This is a genomic window from Rhodococcus sp. T7, assembly GCF_009872365.1.
Classification (GTDB): Bacteria; Actinomycetota; Actinomycetes; order Mycobacteriales; family Mycobacteriaceae; genus Rhodococcus_F.
Map to the genome: position 1 here is coordinate 1 of NZ_WXYH01000132.1, position 15,134 is coordinate 15,134.

Annotated in this window: 12 protein-coding genes; 1 reads left to right on the forward strand and 11 read right to left on the reverse strand. The window is 69.6% G+C overall.

Translation table 11 applies throughout. The features are described 5' to 3' along the window. The 10 genes from MLGJGCBP_RS51745 to MLGJGCBP_RS15490 all read right to left on the reverse strand — a co-directional run. On the reverse strand, window positions 1–82 hold an 82-nt coding region (locus MLGJGCBP_RS51745; RefSeq protein ID WP_236581116.1), incomplete at its 3' end, for a pyruvate kinase. A 37-nt stretch (window positions 83–119) separates the two neighbouring features. Then, window positions 120–1,622, reverse strand: coding sequence for a glutamate synthase subunit beta (locus tag MLGJGCBP_RS15450; protein WP_160096671.1), 1,503 nt, complete (start codon window positions 1,620–1,622; stop codon window positions 120–122). After that, window positions 1,615–6,198, reverse strand: a complete 4,584-nt coding sequence (gene gltB, locus MLGJGCBP_RS15455) for a glutamate synthase large subunit (RefSeq protein WP_160096673.1) — start codon at window positions 6,196–6,198, stop codon at window positions 1,615–1,617. The genes MLGJGCBP_RS15450 and gltB overlap by 8 nt, the downstream gene beginning before the upstream one ends. Window positions 6,199–6,472: 274 nt before the next feature. Continuing rightward, window positions 6,473–7,312: a TM2 domain-containing protein gene (locus MLGJGCBP_RS15460; protein WP_160096675.1), complete on the reverse strand. Its 840-nt coding sequence runs from the start codon at window positions 7,310–7,312 to the stop codon at window positions 6,473–6,475. Beyond that, complete coding sequence (lgt, locus tag MLGJGCBP_RS15465; protein ID WP_160096677.1) at window positions 7,305–8,387, reverse strand: prolipoprotein diacylglyceryl transferase; 1,083 nt, start codon at window positions 8,385–8,387, stop codon at window positions 7,305–7,307. Before lgt ends, MLGJGCBP_RS15460 begins: the two co-directional genes overlap by 8 nt. Then, on the reverse strand, window positions 8,384–9,187 hold the full coding sequence (gene trpA / locus MLGJGCBP_RS15470) for a tryptophan synthase subunit alpha (protein WP_160096679.1): 804 nt from the start codon (window positions 9,185–9,187) through the stop codon (window positions 8,384–8,386). The genes lgt and trpA overlap by 4 nt, the downstream gene beginning before the upstream one ends. Beyond that, on the reverse strand, window positions 9,184–10,503 hold the full coding sequence (gene trpB, locus MLGJGCBP_RS15475) for a tryptophan synthase subunit beta (RefSeq protein ID WP_087556303.1): 1,320 nt from the start codon (window positions 10,501–10,503) through the stop codon (window positions 9,184–9,186). Before trpB ends, trpA begins: the two co-directional genes overlap by 4 nt. 62 nt (window positions 10,504–10,565) lie before the next feature. After that, complete coding sequence (gene trpC / locus MLGJGCBP_RS15480) at window positions 10,566–11,375, reverse strand: indole-3-glycerol phosphate synthase TrpC (RefSeq protein ID WP_012687986.1); 810 nt, start codon at window positions 11,373–11,375, stop codon at window positions 10,566–10,568. Window positions 11,376–11,461: 86 nt separating this feature from the next. Beyond that, a complete protein-coding gene (locus MLGJGCBP_RS15485; RefSeq protein WP_087556301.1) occupies window positions 11,462–12,166 on the reverse strand; it encodes a TIGR02234 family membrane protein in 705 nt (234 codons plus the stop codon). Next, a complete protein-coding gene (locus MLGJGCBP_RS15490; RefSeq protein ID WP_201453078.1) occupies window positions 12,163–13,749 on the reverse strand; it encodes an anthranilate synthase component I in 1,587 nt (528 codons plus the stop codon). Before MLGJGCBP_RS15490 ends, MLGJGCBP_RS15485 begins: the two co-directional genes overlap by 4 nt. A 59-nt stretch (window positions 13,750–13,808) precedes the next feature. Here MLGJGCBP_RS15490 and MLGJGCBP_RS15495 point away from each other — a divergent pair, with 59 nt between their 5' ends. Next, window positions 13,809–14,273 carry a peroxiredoxin gene (locus MLGJGCBP_RS15495; RefSeq protein ID WP_160096683.1) on the forward strand — a complete coding sequence of 155 codons (465 nt, stop codon included), beginning with the start codon at window positions 13,809–13,811 and terminating at the stop codon, window positions 14,271–14,273. Here the strand turns inward: MLGJGCBP_RS15495 and MLGJGCBP_RS15500 are convergent. Next, window positions 14,261–15,040, reverse strand: coding sequence for a dioxygenase family protein (locus MLGJGCBP_RS15500; protein ID WP_160096685.1), 780 nt, complete (start codon window positions 15,038–15,040; stop codon window positions 14,261–14,263). The two genes, MLGJGCBP_RS15495 and MLGJGCBP_RS15500, sit on opposite strands and share 13 nt — an antisense overlap. Window positions 15,041–15,134: the final 94 nt, after the last annotated feature.

Consider the following 15,134-nt stretch of genomic DNA (forward strand, 5'->3'; position numbering starts at 1 on the left):
CGCTTTCGACGAGCTCGCGAATACGGTCACCGGTGGCGGTAGCAGGTCCAAGTGTGCATACGATCTTCGTGCGTCGGTTCACGGCCTCGAGCCTAGTCGTCCCGCGCGCCCTTCTCCATTTAGACGACTGCCAGCGGAAGCGCTGTCGGATGCACTGGCGACGGGAGGTCCGACGCCCCGGTGAGGTACACATCGACGGCGTGCGCCGCGGACCGGCCCTCCGCGATCGCCCACACGACGAGCGACGCGCCGCGGTGCGCGTCCCCGCAGACGAAGACCCCGGGGGCGGTGGTCTGCCAGTCCGGTCCGCAGGCGAGGGCTCCGCGCCGGGTCGGCGACAACCCGTAGTCGTCGAGCAGCGGACCGAGGTCGACGCCCTCGAAGCCGATCGCGAAAAGTGCCAGTTCGCAGGGCAATTCGATCTCCTCGCCGACCGGCGTGATGATGCGTTTGCCCTCTTCGCGGGTGACCTCGACCTCGGCGAGCACCATAGACCGGACGTTCCCGTTCGCGTCGCCGAGGAACCGCTGCACCGCGACCTGGTACCGGCGGACACCGCCCTCGGCGTGCGCGGGCGACGTGCGCAGCACCATCGGCCAGGCCGGCCACGGCGTCGCGGCCTCGTCTCGCTTCGTCGGCAACTCCGGGTTGTAGTCCAGTTGGGTCACCGACAGCGCGCCCTGGCGGTGCGCCGTTCCGAGGCAGTCGGCGCCGGTGTCGCCGCCGCCGATGATGACGACGTGTTTACCCTTGGCGGTGATGTCCGCGGGACCGTCGCCCTCGCATTCCTTGTTCGAGGTGACGAGATGTTCCATCGCGAGATGGATCCCGTTCAACTCCCGGCCCTCGACGGTGGTGTTGTCGCGGGCCCGCAGCGCACCGATCGCGAGCACGACCGCGTCGAAGTTCCCGCTCATCTGCTCCACGGTGAGGTCGACGCCGACCTCGCAGTCGGTGACGAAGTGGGTTCCCTCGGCGCGCATCTGCATCAGGCGCTGATCGAGAATGGCCTTCTCCATCTTGAATTCCGGGATGCCGTACCGCAGCAGTCCCCCGAGCCGGTCGTCGCGCTCGTAGACGGTGACGTCGTGCCCCGCCCGGGTCAGTTGCTGAGCCGCCGCCAGACCGGCCGGGCCGGAACCGACCACCGCGACCTTCCGTCCCGTGGCGATCATCGGTGGTTTGGGGACCACCGTGCCGGAGTCCCACGCGACGTCCGCGATGGCCTGTTCGATCCGCTTGATCGTGACACTGCCCGTCGTGTGCGTGTCGGCGAGCGAGAGCACACACGCCGACTCGCACGGGGCCGGGCACACCCGGCCCGTGAACTCCGGGAAGTTGTTGGTGGCGTGCAGCCGCTCGCTCGCCGCCGACCAGCGGCCGCGCCGCACGAGGTCGTTCCACTCCGGGATCAGGTTGCCCAGCGGGCAGCCCGCACTTCCCGAGTGGCAGAACGGGATTCCGCAGTCCATGCACCGCGCCGCCTGCTCGGACACCTCGGCGGCCCGCTCCGCGGAACTCTGCGGCGCGTACACCTCGTTCCAGTCGTGCACCCGCTCCGCGACCGGACGCTTGCGCGCCTCTTTCTTCGCGATGTGCAGAAAGCCCTGGGGATCAGCCACGTGCCGCCTCCATGATCGCAGTGTCGACGTCGAGTCCCTCGGCCTTCGCCATCCGGGTCGCGTCCAGCACCCGCTGGTAGTCCACCGGCATCACCTTGGTGAAGAGTGCAGACCGCCGCGGCCAGTCGGCGAGCACGGACGCCGCGACCGCGGAACCCGTCCACCGGTGGTGCCGGGTGACGGCGCCGCGCAACCAGTCCAGATCGTCCGGGTCGGGTTGCATCAGCTTCACCATCGCCGGGTTCACGTCCTCCGGGTCCAGGTCGAGGACGTACGCGATGCCGCCGGACATGCCGGCCGCCATGTTCCGTCCCGTCGGTCCGAGGATCACGACCCGCCCGCCCGTCATGTATTCGCAGGCGTGGTCGCCGACACCCTCCACGACGGCCGACGCACCGGAATTGCGCACCGAGAAGCGTTCCCCGACGCGTCCCCGGAGGTAGATCTCCCCGGAGGTGGCGCCGTAGAGCAGGGTGTTGCCCGCGATCACCTGGGTCTCCGGGACGAACAGGACGTCGGCGGCGGGCCGGACCACGATCCGCCCACCCGACAACCCCTTGCCGACGTAGTCGTTGGCGTCCCCGGTCAGGTCGATGGTGATGCCCGGCGGCAGGAACGCGCCGAGCGACTGCCCGGCCGAACCGGTGAACGTGAGCCGGATCGTGTCGTCCGGCAATCCGGCGGCGCCGTAGCGGCGGGTGACCTCCGCGCCGAGCAGCGTGCCGACGGTCCGGTTGACGTTGCGCACCGGCATCTCGATCTCCACGGCGTGCGCGTCCTCGAGGGCGCCCTCCGCCAACTGGATCAGCGTGCGGTCCAGTGCCCGGTCCAGTCCGTGGTCCTGATCGCGGTCCCGGCGCCGCTGCGGCAGCGGCTCCCCGTCCGGCCCGGTGGGCACGGCGAAGATCGGGGTGAGGTCGAGTCCGCGGTTCTTCCAGTGGGCGATCCCCTGCGCGGTCTCGAGGACGTCGGCGTGACCGACGGCCTCGTCGATACTGCGGAACCCGAGATCCGCCAGGTACCGGCGCACGTCCTCGGCGACGAACCGGAAGAACTCCTCCACGAACTCCGGTTTGCCGGTGTACCGCTTGCGCAGCTCCGGGTTCTGGGTGGCGACACCGACCGGGCAGGTGTCGAGGTGGCACACCCGCATCATGATGCAGCCCGCCACGATCAGCGGGGCCGTGGAGAACCCGAACTCCTCCGCACCCAGCAGCGCCGCGACCACGACGTCCCGTCCGGTGCGCATCCCGCCGTCGCACTGGACGGTGATGCGGTCGCGGAGACCGTTGAGCACGAGCGTCTGCTGGGCGTCGGCCAGCCCAATCTCCCACGGCGCCCCGGCGTGCTTCATCGACGTCAGCGGGGTGGCGCCGGTGCCGCCGTCGTTGCCGGAGATGAGGACCACGTCGGCGTGCGCCTTGCTGACGCCTGCGGCGACGGTTCCCACCCCCACCGAGCTGACCAGCTTGACGTGGACCCGGGCCTGATCGTTGGCGTTCTTCAGGTCGTGGATCAGCTGCGCGAGATCCTCGATCGAGTAGATGTCGTGGTGCGGTGGCGGCGAGATCAGCCCGACCCCCGGCGTCGAGTGCCGGGTCTCCGCGACCCACGGGTACACCTTGTACGCCGGCAACTGGCCGCCCTCACCGGGCTTGGCGCCCTGCGCCATCTTGATCTGGATGTCGCTGGCGTTGACCAGGTAGTCGCTGGTGACGCCGAACCGCCCGCTCGCCACCTGCTTGACGGCGCTGCGCCGCGACGGATCGTAGAGCCGGTCGACGTTCTCGCCGCCCTCCCCGGTGTTGGAGCGCCCGCCGAGATTGTTCATCGCGACGGCCATCGTCTCGTGCGCCTCGGCGGAGATGGAACCGTAACTCATCGCGCCCGTGTTGAACCGGGTGACGATCCGCTCCACCGGTTCCACCTCGTCCAGCGGCACCGGCGGCCGCGCACCCTCGCGGAACGTGAACAGGCCGCGCAGGGCGCCACCGGCCTCGGCGAGCCGGTTCACCTCCTCGCTGTACTTGGCGAACACCTCGTGCTGACCGGTGCGGGTGGCGTGCTGCAGTAGGAACACCGTCTCCGGGGTGAACAGGTGCAGTTCGCCGTCGCGGCGGAACTGGTACTCGCCGCCGTCCTCGAGCCGCCGGTGGGCGAACTCGGCCGGGTTGTCCGGGTACGCCTGCCGGTGGCGGACGGTGACCTCGCGGGCGATCTCGTCGAGACCGGCGCCGCCCAGTTTGCTGACCGTGCCCGTGAAGTATTCGTGGACGAGGTCGCGGTCCAGGCCGATCGCCTCGAACACCTGCGCCGCGGTGTACGAGCCGACGGTGGAGATGCCCATCTTCGACATCACCTTGAGCACACCCTTGCCCAGCGCCGTGAGGTAGTTCCGCACGGCGATCGTGTGCTCGACCCCGGTGAGTTCGCCCTCGGACACGAGGTCCTCGATCGACTCCATCGCGAGGTACGGGTTGACGGCGGCGGCGCCGTACCCGATGAGCAACGCCAGGTGGTGGACCTCGCGGGCGTCACCGGATTCGACGACCAGCGCCACCTTGGTGCGTTCCTTGGTCCGCACCAGGTGGTGGTGCACCGCAGCCACCGCGAGCAGCGACGGGATCGGCGCCCGCGTGTGGTCGGAGTCTCGGTCCGAGATCACCAGCGTCCGGTAGCCGTCCGCGATCGCGGCGCTCGCCTGCGCCCGCAACTCCTCGATCGCCTCGGCCATCCCCGCACCGCCGCGCTCCACGTCGTACAGCGCGCGCAGCACCGCCGCGGCGAGCCCGGGATGGTTGCCGTCCGCGTTCACGTGGATGATCTTGTTCAGCTCTTCGTTGTCGAGCACCGGCCACGGCAGCACGATCTGCCTGCACGACGCCGCGGTCGGTTCGAGCAGATTCTGCTCCGGACCCATGACCCGCGACAGCGACGTCACGATCTCCTCGCGGATCGCGTCGAGCGGCGGGTTCGTGACCTGCGCGAACAGTTCGACGAAGTAGTCGTAGAGCAGCCGCGACCGCTGCGACATGACGGCGATCGGCGTGTCCGTCCCCATCGAACCGAGGGGCTCGCCGCCGGACGTGGCCATCGGGGCGAGCAGGATGCGCAGATCCTCCTCGGTGTACCCGAACGCCACCTGCCGCCGCACCACCGACTCGTGGTTGTGCTGCGCGTGCGGACGATCCGGCAGCGTCTTCAGTTCCAGCAGACCGGCGTACAGCCACTCGGCGTAAGGCCGCTCCGCCGCGAGCCGCATCTTGATCTCCTCGTCGGGCACGATGCGGCCCTCGGACGTGTCGACCAGGAACATCTGCCCCGGCTCGAGGCGGCCCTTGGCCACGACCTCCGACTGCGGGACGTCGAGGACACCGCTCTCGCTCGCGAGGACCACCCGCCCGTCGACGGTCTGCCACCAGCGCCCCGGGCGCAGGCCGTTGCGGTCCAGCACGGCGCCGACCACGGTCCCGTCGGTGAACGTCACACACGCAGGCCCGTCCCACGCCTCCATCAGCGACGCGTGGAACTGGTAGAACGCCCGCCGGTCCGGGCACATCGACGTGTCGTTCTCCCACGCCTCCGGCACCATCATCATCACCGCGTGCGGCACGCTGCGGCCGGCGAGGTGCAGCAGTTCGAGCACCTCGTCGAACGACGCCGAATCCGACGCGTCGGGGGTGCAGATCGGATACACCCTGCGCAGGTCGCCCGGGATCACCGCACTCGACAGCAGTGCCTCGCGGGCCCGCATGCGGTTCCGGTTGCCGCGGACCGTGTTGATCTCCCCGTTGTGCGCGACGAACCGGAACGGGTGCGCGAGCGGCCAGGACGGGAACGTGTTGGTCGAGAACCGGCTGTGCACGATCGCGATCGCGCTCGCCATCCGCGGGTCGCGCAGGTCCGGGAAGTACCGCGCCAACTGGGACGTGGTCAGCATCCCCTTGTAGACGATCGTCCGGCTCGACAGCGACGGGAAGTACACGCCGCTGCCCTCCGACTCGACGTCGGGGGTGACCTGTTCGGCCCGTTTCCGCAGCGGGTAGACCAGGCGGTCGAGGGCGAGCCCGCCGGGCCGGATTCCGCCGACGGCGGGTGCGGCGACGAACAACTGGCTCATGTGCGGTGCGCAGGCGCGGGCCGTGGAGCCGACGTCCGCGCCGTCCGGCTCGACGGGCACCGGACGCCAGCCGAGGATCTGGAGTCCCTCCTCGTCCGCGAGGTCGGACACGCGTCGTTGCGCGGCCGCCCGCGCCTGCGGGTCCTGCGGGAGGAAACAGATGCCCGCCGCGTACGTGCTGCTGCCGTCGTCCAGGGGCGCGGGAAGGTCGAACGGGGCGAGAGCCCCGAAGAATTCGGTGGGGAGCTGGAGCAGGATTCCTGCGCCGTCGCCGCTGTTCGGTTCCGAGCCCGCCGCGCCGCGATGCTCGAGATTCTCGAGAGCGAGAAGTCCGTCGGAGACGATGGAGTGGGAGCGGCGGCCGTGCACGTCCGCGACCATGGCGACGCCGCAGGAATCGACTTCCTGGTCCGGGTCGTACAAGCCCTGGGGACCGGGCAACTGAGAGAACAGCACCGATATACCTCCACATCGGCCGGGAAGACCACCAGTGTGTGCGCTCCGCACGTGCTGTCGGCGGCCTCCGCTAGCGGGGTCGCCACGACGGGCGCTAACTGCTTTTCGGGGGTCTACCGGGACAGCATCGGCCCGTGAAGGTTGTTACCGGACATACACCCGGCGCGCTCAGCTTACCAGGACCGATACCCGGCAAGATATGCCGAATCGGGCCCGGAACGGACGGTGGCCCGTGTCGCATCAGCAACACGGGCCACACGTTTTCCGGGGATCGTCACTGGTCCCGCAGGGGCCGTCCGTACTGGTCCTTCACGCTGCCGGTCAGCATCATGATCCCGTCGACCAGCGGCCAGATGCCGCCGATTCCACACGTGAGCCACGTGACGGCGATCTGCGCCACGGCGATGCCGGGCTGGTTCAGGTAGAACCGCCCGACGCCGAACGCGCCGAGGAAGATCTGCAGCAGTCCGGCGGTCAACTTGGACTTGTCGGAGTACGGCTCACCCGTCAGCGGGTGCCTGCCGAACGGCGCCGACGGATCGGCGTACGCGTTGTAGCCGGGGGCGTACCCGGGCGGCGGGTACCCCTGCTGGGGGTAACCCTGCTGCTGTCCGTAACCCGGCTGCTGATACCCGGGCTGCTGGTAGTCCTGCGGCGACTGCGGAGCCGCCCCGTATTGCGCGCCGTAATTCGGATCCGGTGCCCCGTAGGTCGGACCGTCCGGCTGCTGGGGCTTCTCGTACCCGGAGTAGGGCGCGGTCGGCGAAGTCGGCTCGCCCACGTTCGGGAACGGGGCCGTCGGCTCGGTTCCGCCCGGCGACGGGTAGGTGGGCGTCGACCCCCAGCCCGGGCCGTTGCCGACACCCGAATACGTGTCCCAGCCCGGTCCCGTCCCGGACGAACCCGGTGACGGCGTCGCGTCGGACGTGGCGGGCGGCTGGGACAGCGAAGCCTCGGCGGTGGCGTCGTAGTCGAACGGGGAGCCGAATTCGGGCGGCACGCTCGCGTCGTTGCTGTTCTCGGTGCCGTCGCTGCTCTTTCCCAGGTCGACCTTGTGTGCGTCCTCGGATGCACCCGTGCCGGAATCGTCGGATGCTTTCCCCGGTTCAGTCATTCGCGTCATCCTTCTTGCTGTCGATGGTCTTCGTGCCCGCATCGCCGCCGGCACTCGCAGTGCTCGCGGCCTTGTCGTCCGATACCGACTCCGATGCAGACGCCTTCCCGTCCTCGTCCTTGCCCTCGACCTTCTTCTCCCCCTCGGCCGGTGCGGAATCGTCCGGCTCCGCCTGTGCGGTCTCGTCCGCGACCGGTTCGCCGTCGGCAGGCCGCAGTTCCGCCGGATCCTCGCGCCCCTTCGTGGCGGCGAAGAAATACACTACGGCCGCGACGAACACCAGGGCGGAGGTGAACGAGTTGACGCGGACACCGGCGATGAGGCTCGCGTGGTCGCTGCGCATCAGTTCGATCCAGAAACGCCCGGCGCAGTACCCGGCCACGTACAGGGCGAAGAGACGGCCGTGCCCGATGCGGAATCGGCGATCGACCCACACGAGCAGGATCACGATCAGTACGTTCCACAGCGCCTCGTACAGGAACGTCGGATGCACCACGAACGCGACCTCGCCGGTGGACACCCCGTCGATCAGCTGCGGAGACACCTGGCCGACGTCGTTGCGGCGCTCGAAGATCTCGAGCCCCCACGGAACGTCCGTCTCGCGACCGTAGAGTTCCTGGTTGAAGTAGTTTCCGATCCGTCCGATCGCCTGCGCGAGCAGGATGGCCGGTGCGACCGCGTCGCCGAGTGCCGGCAGCGGGATGCCGCGGCGCCGGCAACCGATCCAGGCGCCGACACCGCCGAGCGCCACGGCGCCCCAGATGCCGAGGCCGCCCTGCCACACCTTCAGGGCGTCGACGGGATCGCCGCCCTCCCCGAAGTACGTCGGCCAGTCGGTCATCACGTGGTAGAGGCGGCCGCCGATCAGACCGAACGGCACCGCCCAGATGGCGATGTCGAGGACGGTGCCCTTCTCGCCGCCGCGGGCCACCCAGCGACGGTCACCCCACACGATCGCGACGACGATCCCGGCGATGATGAACAGCGCGTACGCGCGCAGGGCCACCGGTCCGACATACCAGACACCTTGGGGCGGACTCGGAATGTAGGCCAGTACGTCCACAGTGGAAGTCACGACGCCACGGTAGCGGAGCGAACGCCCTCGGCGAGTTCCTCCGTCAGCGAGCGCACCGCGTCCAGACCGCTCTCCACCGCGGTGACCAGCGCAGATCCGACGATGACCGCGTCGGCGTAGGCGGCGATCTCGGCGGCCTGCGCGCCGGAGCGGACCCCCAGTCCGACACCCACCGGAATGTCCGAGTGGGCGCGGATGCGGGCCGTCAGTTCGGGTGCCATCGACGACACGGCGTCACGTGCGCCGGTGACACCCATCGTGGACGCGGCGTAGACGAACCCGCTGCTGGCGTCGAGGGTGATCGCGAGACGCTCCTCGGTCGACGACGGCGCGACGAGGAAGATCCGGTCGAGGTCGTGTTCCTTCGACGCGGCGATCCACTGGCCGGCTTCCTCCGGGATGAGGTCGGGGGTGATCAGCCCGAGGCCGCCTGCGCTCGCCAGATCGCGGGCGAACTTGTCGACCCCATACTGCAGAACGGGGTTCCAGTACGTCATCACGACGGCCTTGCCGCCGACGGAGGCGATCGCCTCGATGACGGTGAACACGTCGCGCACCCGGACACCGTTCTGCAGCGCCGTCTCGGCTGCCGCCTGAATGGTGGGTCCGTCCATCACCGGGTCGGAATAGGCGATGCCGACCTCTACGATGTCGCAACCGCTTTCGACCATCGCCTTGAACACGTCGATGGATTCCTGCACGGTCGGGAACCCGGCCGGGAGATACCCGACGAGCGCGGCACGCTTCTCCTCGCGGCACTGCGCGAACGTCGGGGCGAGGCGCGAGAGTCGTTCGCTCACTTGGCCGAACCTTCCTTGTCAGTCGTGGTGGTCTCCGTCGAGTCGTCCGGATCGAACAGTCCGAACCACTTGGCCGCCGTGTCCATGTCCTTGTCGCCGCGCCCGGACAGGCTGACGACGATGATCGCGCCCTCCCCCAGTTCGCGGCCCAGTCGCAGCGCACCGGCGACGGCGTGGGCGGACTCGATGGCCGGGATGATTCCCTCGCGCTCGGACAGCAGTCGGAGCGCGTCCATGGCCTCCGAGTCGGTGACCGGCTCGTAGGTGGCGCGGCCGATGTCCTTGAGCAGTGCGTGTTCCGGGCCGACCCCGGGGTAGTCGAGGCCCGCGGAGATCGAGTGCGACTCGATGGTCTGGCCGTCCTCGTCCTGCAGCAGGTACGAGTACGCGCCCTGGAACGCGCCCGGGGTGCCACCCGCGAACGTCGCGGCGTGCCTTCCGGTCTCGACGCCGTCACCGGCGGCCTCGTACCCGACCAGCCGCACGGACGGGTCGTCGAGGAATGCGTGGAAGATGCCGATGGCGTTGGACCCGCCGCCGACGCACGCCGTCACGGCGTCGGGCAGTCGGCCCGTCAGCGCCTGCACCTGGACCCGCGTCTCCAGACCGACGACGCGCTGGAAGTCGCGGACGATGGTCGGGAACGGGTGCGGTCCGGCGGCGGTGCCGAAGCAATAGTAGGTGTTGTGGGCGTTGGTGACCCAGTCGCGCAGCGCCTCGTTGATCGCGTCCTTCAGGGTCCTCGACCCCGATTCGACGGATACGACCGCCGATCCGAGCAGCCGCATGCGGGCGACGTTCAGTGCCTGCCGCTCGGTGTCGACGGCGCCCATGTAGATGATGCATTCCAGACCGAGCAGCGCGCAGGCGGTGGCGGTGGCGACACCGTGCTGGCCGGCACCGGTTTCCGCGATGATGCGGGTCTTGCCCATGCGCTTGGCGAGCAGCACCTGCCCGAGCACGTTGTTGATCTTGTGCGAGCCGGTGTGGTTGAGGTCTTCGCGCTTGAGGATCAGCCGCGCCCCACCGGCGAACTCGCTCATCCGCGTCGCCTCGAAGATCGGGGACGGACGACCGGTGTAGTCGCGCTGGAGTCGGTCGAGTTCGTTCAGGAACGACTCGTCGCCGCGCGCCTTCTCGTACTCGGCGGTGACCTCCTCGATCACCGCCATCAGGGCCTCCGGCACATGCCGTCCGCCGTACACGCCGAAGTGCCCTCCGGCATCGGGGTCGTGCGTCGTACGCTCGGCGATTCCGGCGCTGGCAGTCGGCAGATTGCCACCCTTGAAGACGGTTTCCTGATTACGTGAAGTCACAGGTCCAGTCTGCCTCGAGGCCGGGTTCCGCCGCCGTCCGGGTCAGGTCCGCCGGGGCGGGGTCAGCGCGACGGCTTGGGGCAGGACGGGTGCGCGCCCGCGTTGACCAGATCGGCCACCGCCTTGCGCGGATCACCGCTGGTGACGAGGCCTTCGCCGACCAAGACCGCGTCGGCTCCCGCACCGGCGTACGCCAGCAGGTCGGCCGTGCCGCGCACCCCGGACTCCGCGATCTTGATGATCTCGGTGGGCAGTCCGGGAGCGATCTCGCCGAACGTGTTCTTGTCGACCTCGAGCGTCTTGAGGTTGCGCGCGTTGACACCGATGACCTTGGCGCCCGCTTCGATCGCCCGGTTCGCTTCTTCCTCGGTGTGGACCTCGACGAGGGCCGTCATGCCCAGCGACTCCGTCCGGTCGATCAACGACGCGAGCGCGTCCTGCTCGAGGGCGGCGACGATGAGCAGCACCATGTCGGCGCCGTGCGCGCGGGCCTCGTGGATCTGGTACGGCCCGACGATGAAGTCCTTGCGGAGGATCGGAATGCTCACCGCGCGGCGGACGGCGTCGAGGTCCGCGAGGGACCCCTGGAACCGGCGCTCCTCGGTGAGCACGCTGATCACGCGGGCGCCACCGGCCTGGTAGGCGGCGGCCAGTTCGGCGGGATCGGCGATGTCGGCGAGCGCACCCTTCGAGGGGCTGGCGCGCTTGACCTCGGCGATGACTCCGATGCCCGGCTCGAGCAGGGCGGCCGCGGCATCGAGGGCCGGCGGTGCGGCGGCGGCGGCGGCCTTGACTGCGGCGAAGTCGAGGACGGCTTCGCGGGCGGCGACGTCGGCGCGCACCCCGTCGAGAATCGAGTCGAGAACGGTCATCGTGGCCCGAGTCCTTTCTGGGCAGAAACCCGATGTGAGGAACATCATCAGGGGTGAAGCCAGCCTAGATGGCACTCTGATTGTGTCTACGTCCGGGTACCCGGGTCTTCCTCCGAACCGTCAACTTGGTCGACAGGTTCGGCTTTCCTGTCTTCCACCGTGGGGTCCTCCCCCGCGTCCAGGGCGTCCCAGAGCATGCGCTGGGTGACGGGACCGTCGGCGGAATCGGCACCGGCCTTCTTCGCCGCGTCGCGTCGCGCACCGGGGCTGTCGTACTTGGAGGACAGCCCCGCCCGCACCCGCGGCCTGCGGATCAGTTCCACCGCGGCGGCGAGCGCCGCCAGGGCCCCCACCAGCACGAGAACGGCAGGTCCGGCGTGCACGGACACCGACTGGACGTCGGCCCGGCCCGGCAACTCGGCCAGCCGCGCCGCTTCGTCGTCGGAGGCGCCGGACACGAGCAAACCCATCGCCGGGACCGCGGCCGCGACGGCCACCACCGCGACGAGCACACCCAGCACGCGCAGGGCCCAGCCCTTCACCGCGAACGACGCGGCGATCGCGGCCACCAGGGTCAGCGCCAGCGGTGTGAGCGCCGCCGCCCACGTGCCGCCCACGAGCACCGACGTGCGTTCCTCACCGAGTCCGTCGGAGGAGGTGACCTCCACCCACGTCATCCGTGACGCGCCCCACAGGCACACTGCGGCGACCGCGAGGAGCAGCACCGCGATCATCGATCGGCGACGCCCCGCCCGCGCGGGGTCCCGGGCCGGCTCCGACGCGTCGCTCACTGCGTGTCGCCTCCCAGGGTCTTCAGCGTGTGCGCCGCCGCGATCGCGCTGAGCACCGCCATCGCCTTGTTCCGTGCCTCGGTGTCCTCGTACTCGGGGTTCGAGTCGGCGACGACGCCCGCGCCCGCCTGGACGTACCCGATGCCGTCCTTGATCAACGCGGTGCGGATCGCGATGGCCGTGTCGGCGTCGCCGGCGAAGTCGAGGTACCCGATGATGCCGCCGTAGATGCCCCGCCGGGTGGGTTCGAGTTCCTCGATCAACTGCATCGCCCGGACCTTCGGCGCGCCCGACAGGGTGCCCGCCGGGAAGCAGGCGGTGACGGCGTCGAGGGCCTGCTTGCCCTCGGCGAGGTGACCGGTGACGGTGGAGACGAGGTGCATCACGTGGCTGTACCGCTCGATGTGGCGGTAGTCGTGGACCTTCACCGTTCCCGGTTCGCAGACGCGTCCGAGGTCGTTACGGCCCAGGTCCACGAGCATCAGGTGCTCCGCGTTCTCCTTCTCGTCGGCGAGCAGGTCCTTCTCGAGCAGGATGTCCTCCTCCTCGGTGTGCCCGCGCCACCGGGTGCCCGCGATCGGGTGTGTGGTGGCGACGCCTTCCGACACGGTCACCAGCGCCTCCGGGCTCGATCCGACGATCGAGAACGCGGTCTCGTCGTCGCCGTTCGGCACATTGAGGAGGTACATGTAGGGGCTGGGGTTGGACGCGCGCAGCATCCGGTAGACGTCGATCGGGTCGGCGGTGCAGTCGATCTCGAAGCGCTGCGACAGCACCACCTGGAAGGCCTCGCCGGCCTCGATGTCGCCGACGAGTTTCTGCACGTCGGCGCCGAACCCCTCGGTGGTGCGCTGACGGCGGTAGTCGGGGGCGGGTTTCGCGAACGTGGACACGGTCGACGACGCCGGGGCCGACAGGGCGCGCGTCATCCGGTCCAGCCGCTCGACCGCGGAGTCGTAGGCCTCGTCGACGCGTTCGTCCGTGCCGTCCCAGTTGACGGCGTTGGCGATCAGGGTGATGGCGCCCTCGTGGTGGTCGACGGCCGCGAGGTCCGTCGCCAGCAGCATCACCATCTCGGGGATCTGCAGGTCGTCGGTGGCGTGCTCGCCGATGCGCTCGATGCGCCGCACCGCGTCGTATCCGAGGAAGCCGACCATGCCGCCGGTCAGCGGCGGCAGGTCGGGTAGCCGTTCGCTGCGGAGCAGTTCGAGGGTCTGCCCGAGGGCCGCGATCGGATCGCCGCCGGACGGTGCGCCCGCGGGAACGTTGCCGTACCAGGCGGCTTCCCCGTCGACGACGGTCAGCGCGGCGGGGCTGCCCGCGCCGATGAACGACCATCGCGACCACGATCGGCCGTTCTCCGCCGACTCGAGCAGGAAGGTGCCGGGCCGGTTCGCCGCCAGCTTGGTGTACGCGGACAGCGGAGTTTCCGCGTCCGCCAGCACCTTGCGCGTCACCGGGACGACCCGGTGTTCGGCGGCGAGAGCGTGGAACTGCTCACGTGTGGTGGTCGAGTCGGACCCGCCGTCGGCCGGGGTGGCGGCGGACTCGGGTGCGGGAATCGTAATGGGCTCGCCGTGCATGCCGACCATCATCCCAGGCGCACTCGTACTGTCTGCGTGCGCGGGTAGCCTCGGCACCCATGAAGCCAGGTCAGCTCGCACCGGAATTCACCCTGCCCGATCAGGACGGCATCGCACGATCGCTGTCGAGTCTCCTCGAGGACGGCCCCCTGGTGCTGTTCTTCTACCCCGCGGCGTCGACGCCGGTCTGCACCGCAGAGGCCTGCCATTTCCGGGACCTCGGAACGGAGTTCTCCGCGGTGGGCGCGTCGCGCGCCGGGATCAGCACCGACGCGGTGGCGAAGCAGGCGTCGTTCGCGCAGGCGCAGTCCTTCGACTACCCACTGCTGTCGGACGCCGACGGAGCCGTCGCGGAGAAGTTCGGTGTCCGCCGCGGACTGCTCGGCAAACTCGCCCCGGTCAAGCGGTCGACGTTCGTCATCGACACCGACCGCACGGTGCTCGAGGTCATCTCGAGCGAGTTCCGCGCCAACACGCACGGCGATCAGGCGCTGGCCTTCCTCCGGACGCGTCAGGCCACCTGAATCGACCGCTTGGCCAGCCCCATCCAGAAACCGTCGATCACCTGCCAGGGAATCTGCTCCGGGTCGCTCGACGCGCCGAGCGTGACGAAGAGCGGCGCGAAGTGCTCGATCGTCGGGTGTGCGTACGGCATGCCCGGCGCGAGCGAGCGGAAGTCGATCAGCGAATCCACGTCACCCGCGGCGAGACGTTCGTCCGCCCAGGCGTCGAACTCCGCGGACCAGCCGGGCGCCTTCGCGTCGGGTGACGGGTCGCGCAGGAACGGCAGTCCGTGTGTGGTGAATCCGGAACCGACGATCAGCACGCCCTGCTCGCGCAGGGGACGCAGCCGCTCGCCGAGGTGCAGCAGCCGCTGCGGGTCGAGGGTCGGCAACGAGATCTGGAGGACCGGGATGTCGGCGTCGGGGTACATGACCGTCAACGGCACGTAGGCGCCGTGGTCGAGGCCGCGATGCGGCTGGTGCGACACGGCCTCGTCGTCCGGCATCAAGGCCACGACCTGTGCGGCGAGGTCGGGGGCGCCGGGCGACTCGTACGTGGTCCGGTAGAACCGCTCGGGGAAGCCCCCGAAGTCGTAGACGAGGGGCGTGCCGGTGGTGGTGGATCCGATCGTGAGCGGCGCCGATTCCCAATGCGCCGACACCATGAGAATGGCCTTCGGCCGTGGCAGCTCACCCGCCCACTTCGCCAGCTGCGACACCCAGAGGTCGCTGTCCACCAGCGGCGGCGCACCATGGCTGAGGAACAGGGCGGGCATGGCGTTGGTCATCGCGACTCCTTCGGATCGAGGTCCGGCACCGACGAACAAGTGAACCCGTCACCGACCGCGATGTTGAACCTTCAAGTTACTATAGGAGTCAACA

Bases quoted from the DNA above. Each gene is read 5' to 3' on its own strand.
- MLGJGCBP_RS15490 (WP_201453078.1), bottom strand. From the start codon at position 13,749: ATGCACGGCGAGCCCATTACGATTCCCGCACCCGAGTCCGCCGCCACC.
- MLGJGCBP_RS15495 (WP_160096683.1), top strand. From the start codon at position 13,809: ATGAAGCCAGGTCAGCTCGCACCGGAATTCACCCTGCCCGATCAGGAC.
- MLGJGCBP_RS15500 (WP_160096685.1), bottom strand. From the start codon at position 15,040: ATGACCAACGCCATGCCCGCCCTGTTCCTCAGCCATGGTGCGCCGCCG.
- MLGJGCBP_RS15460 (WP_160096675.1), bottom strand. From the start codon at position 7,312: ATGACTGAACCGGGGAAAGCATCCGACGATTCCGGCACGGGTGCATCC.
- trpC (WP_012687986.1), bottom strand. From the start codon at position 11,375: ATGACCGTTCTCGACTCGATTCTCGACGGGGTGCGCGCCGACGTCGCC.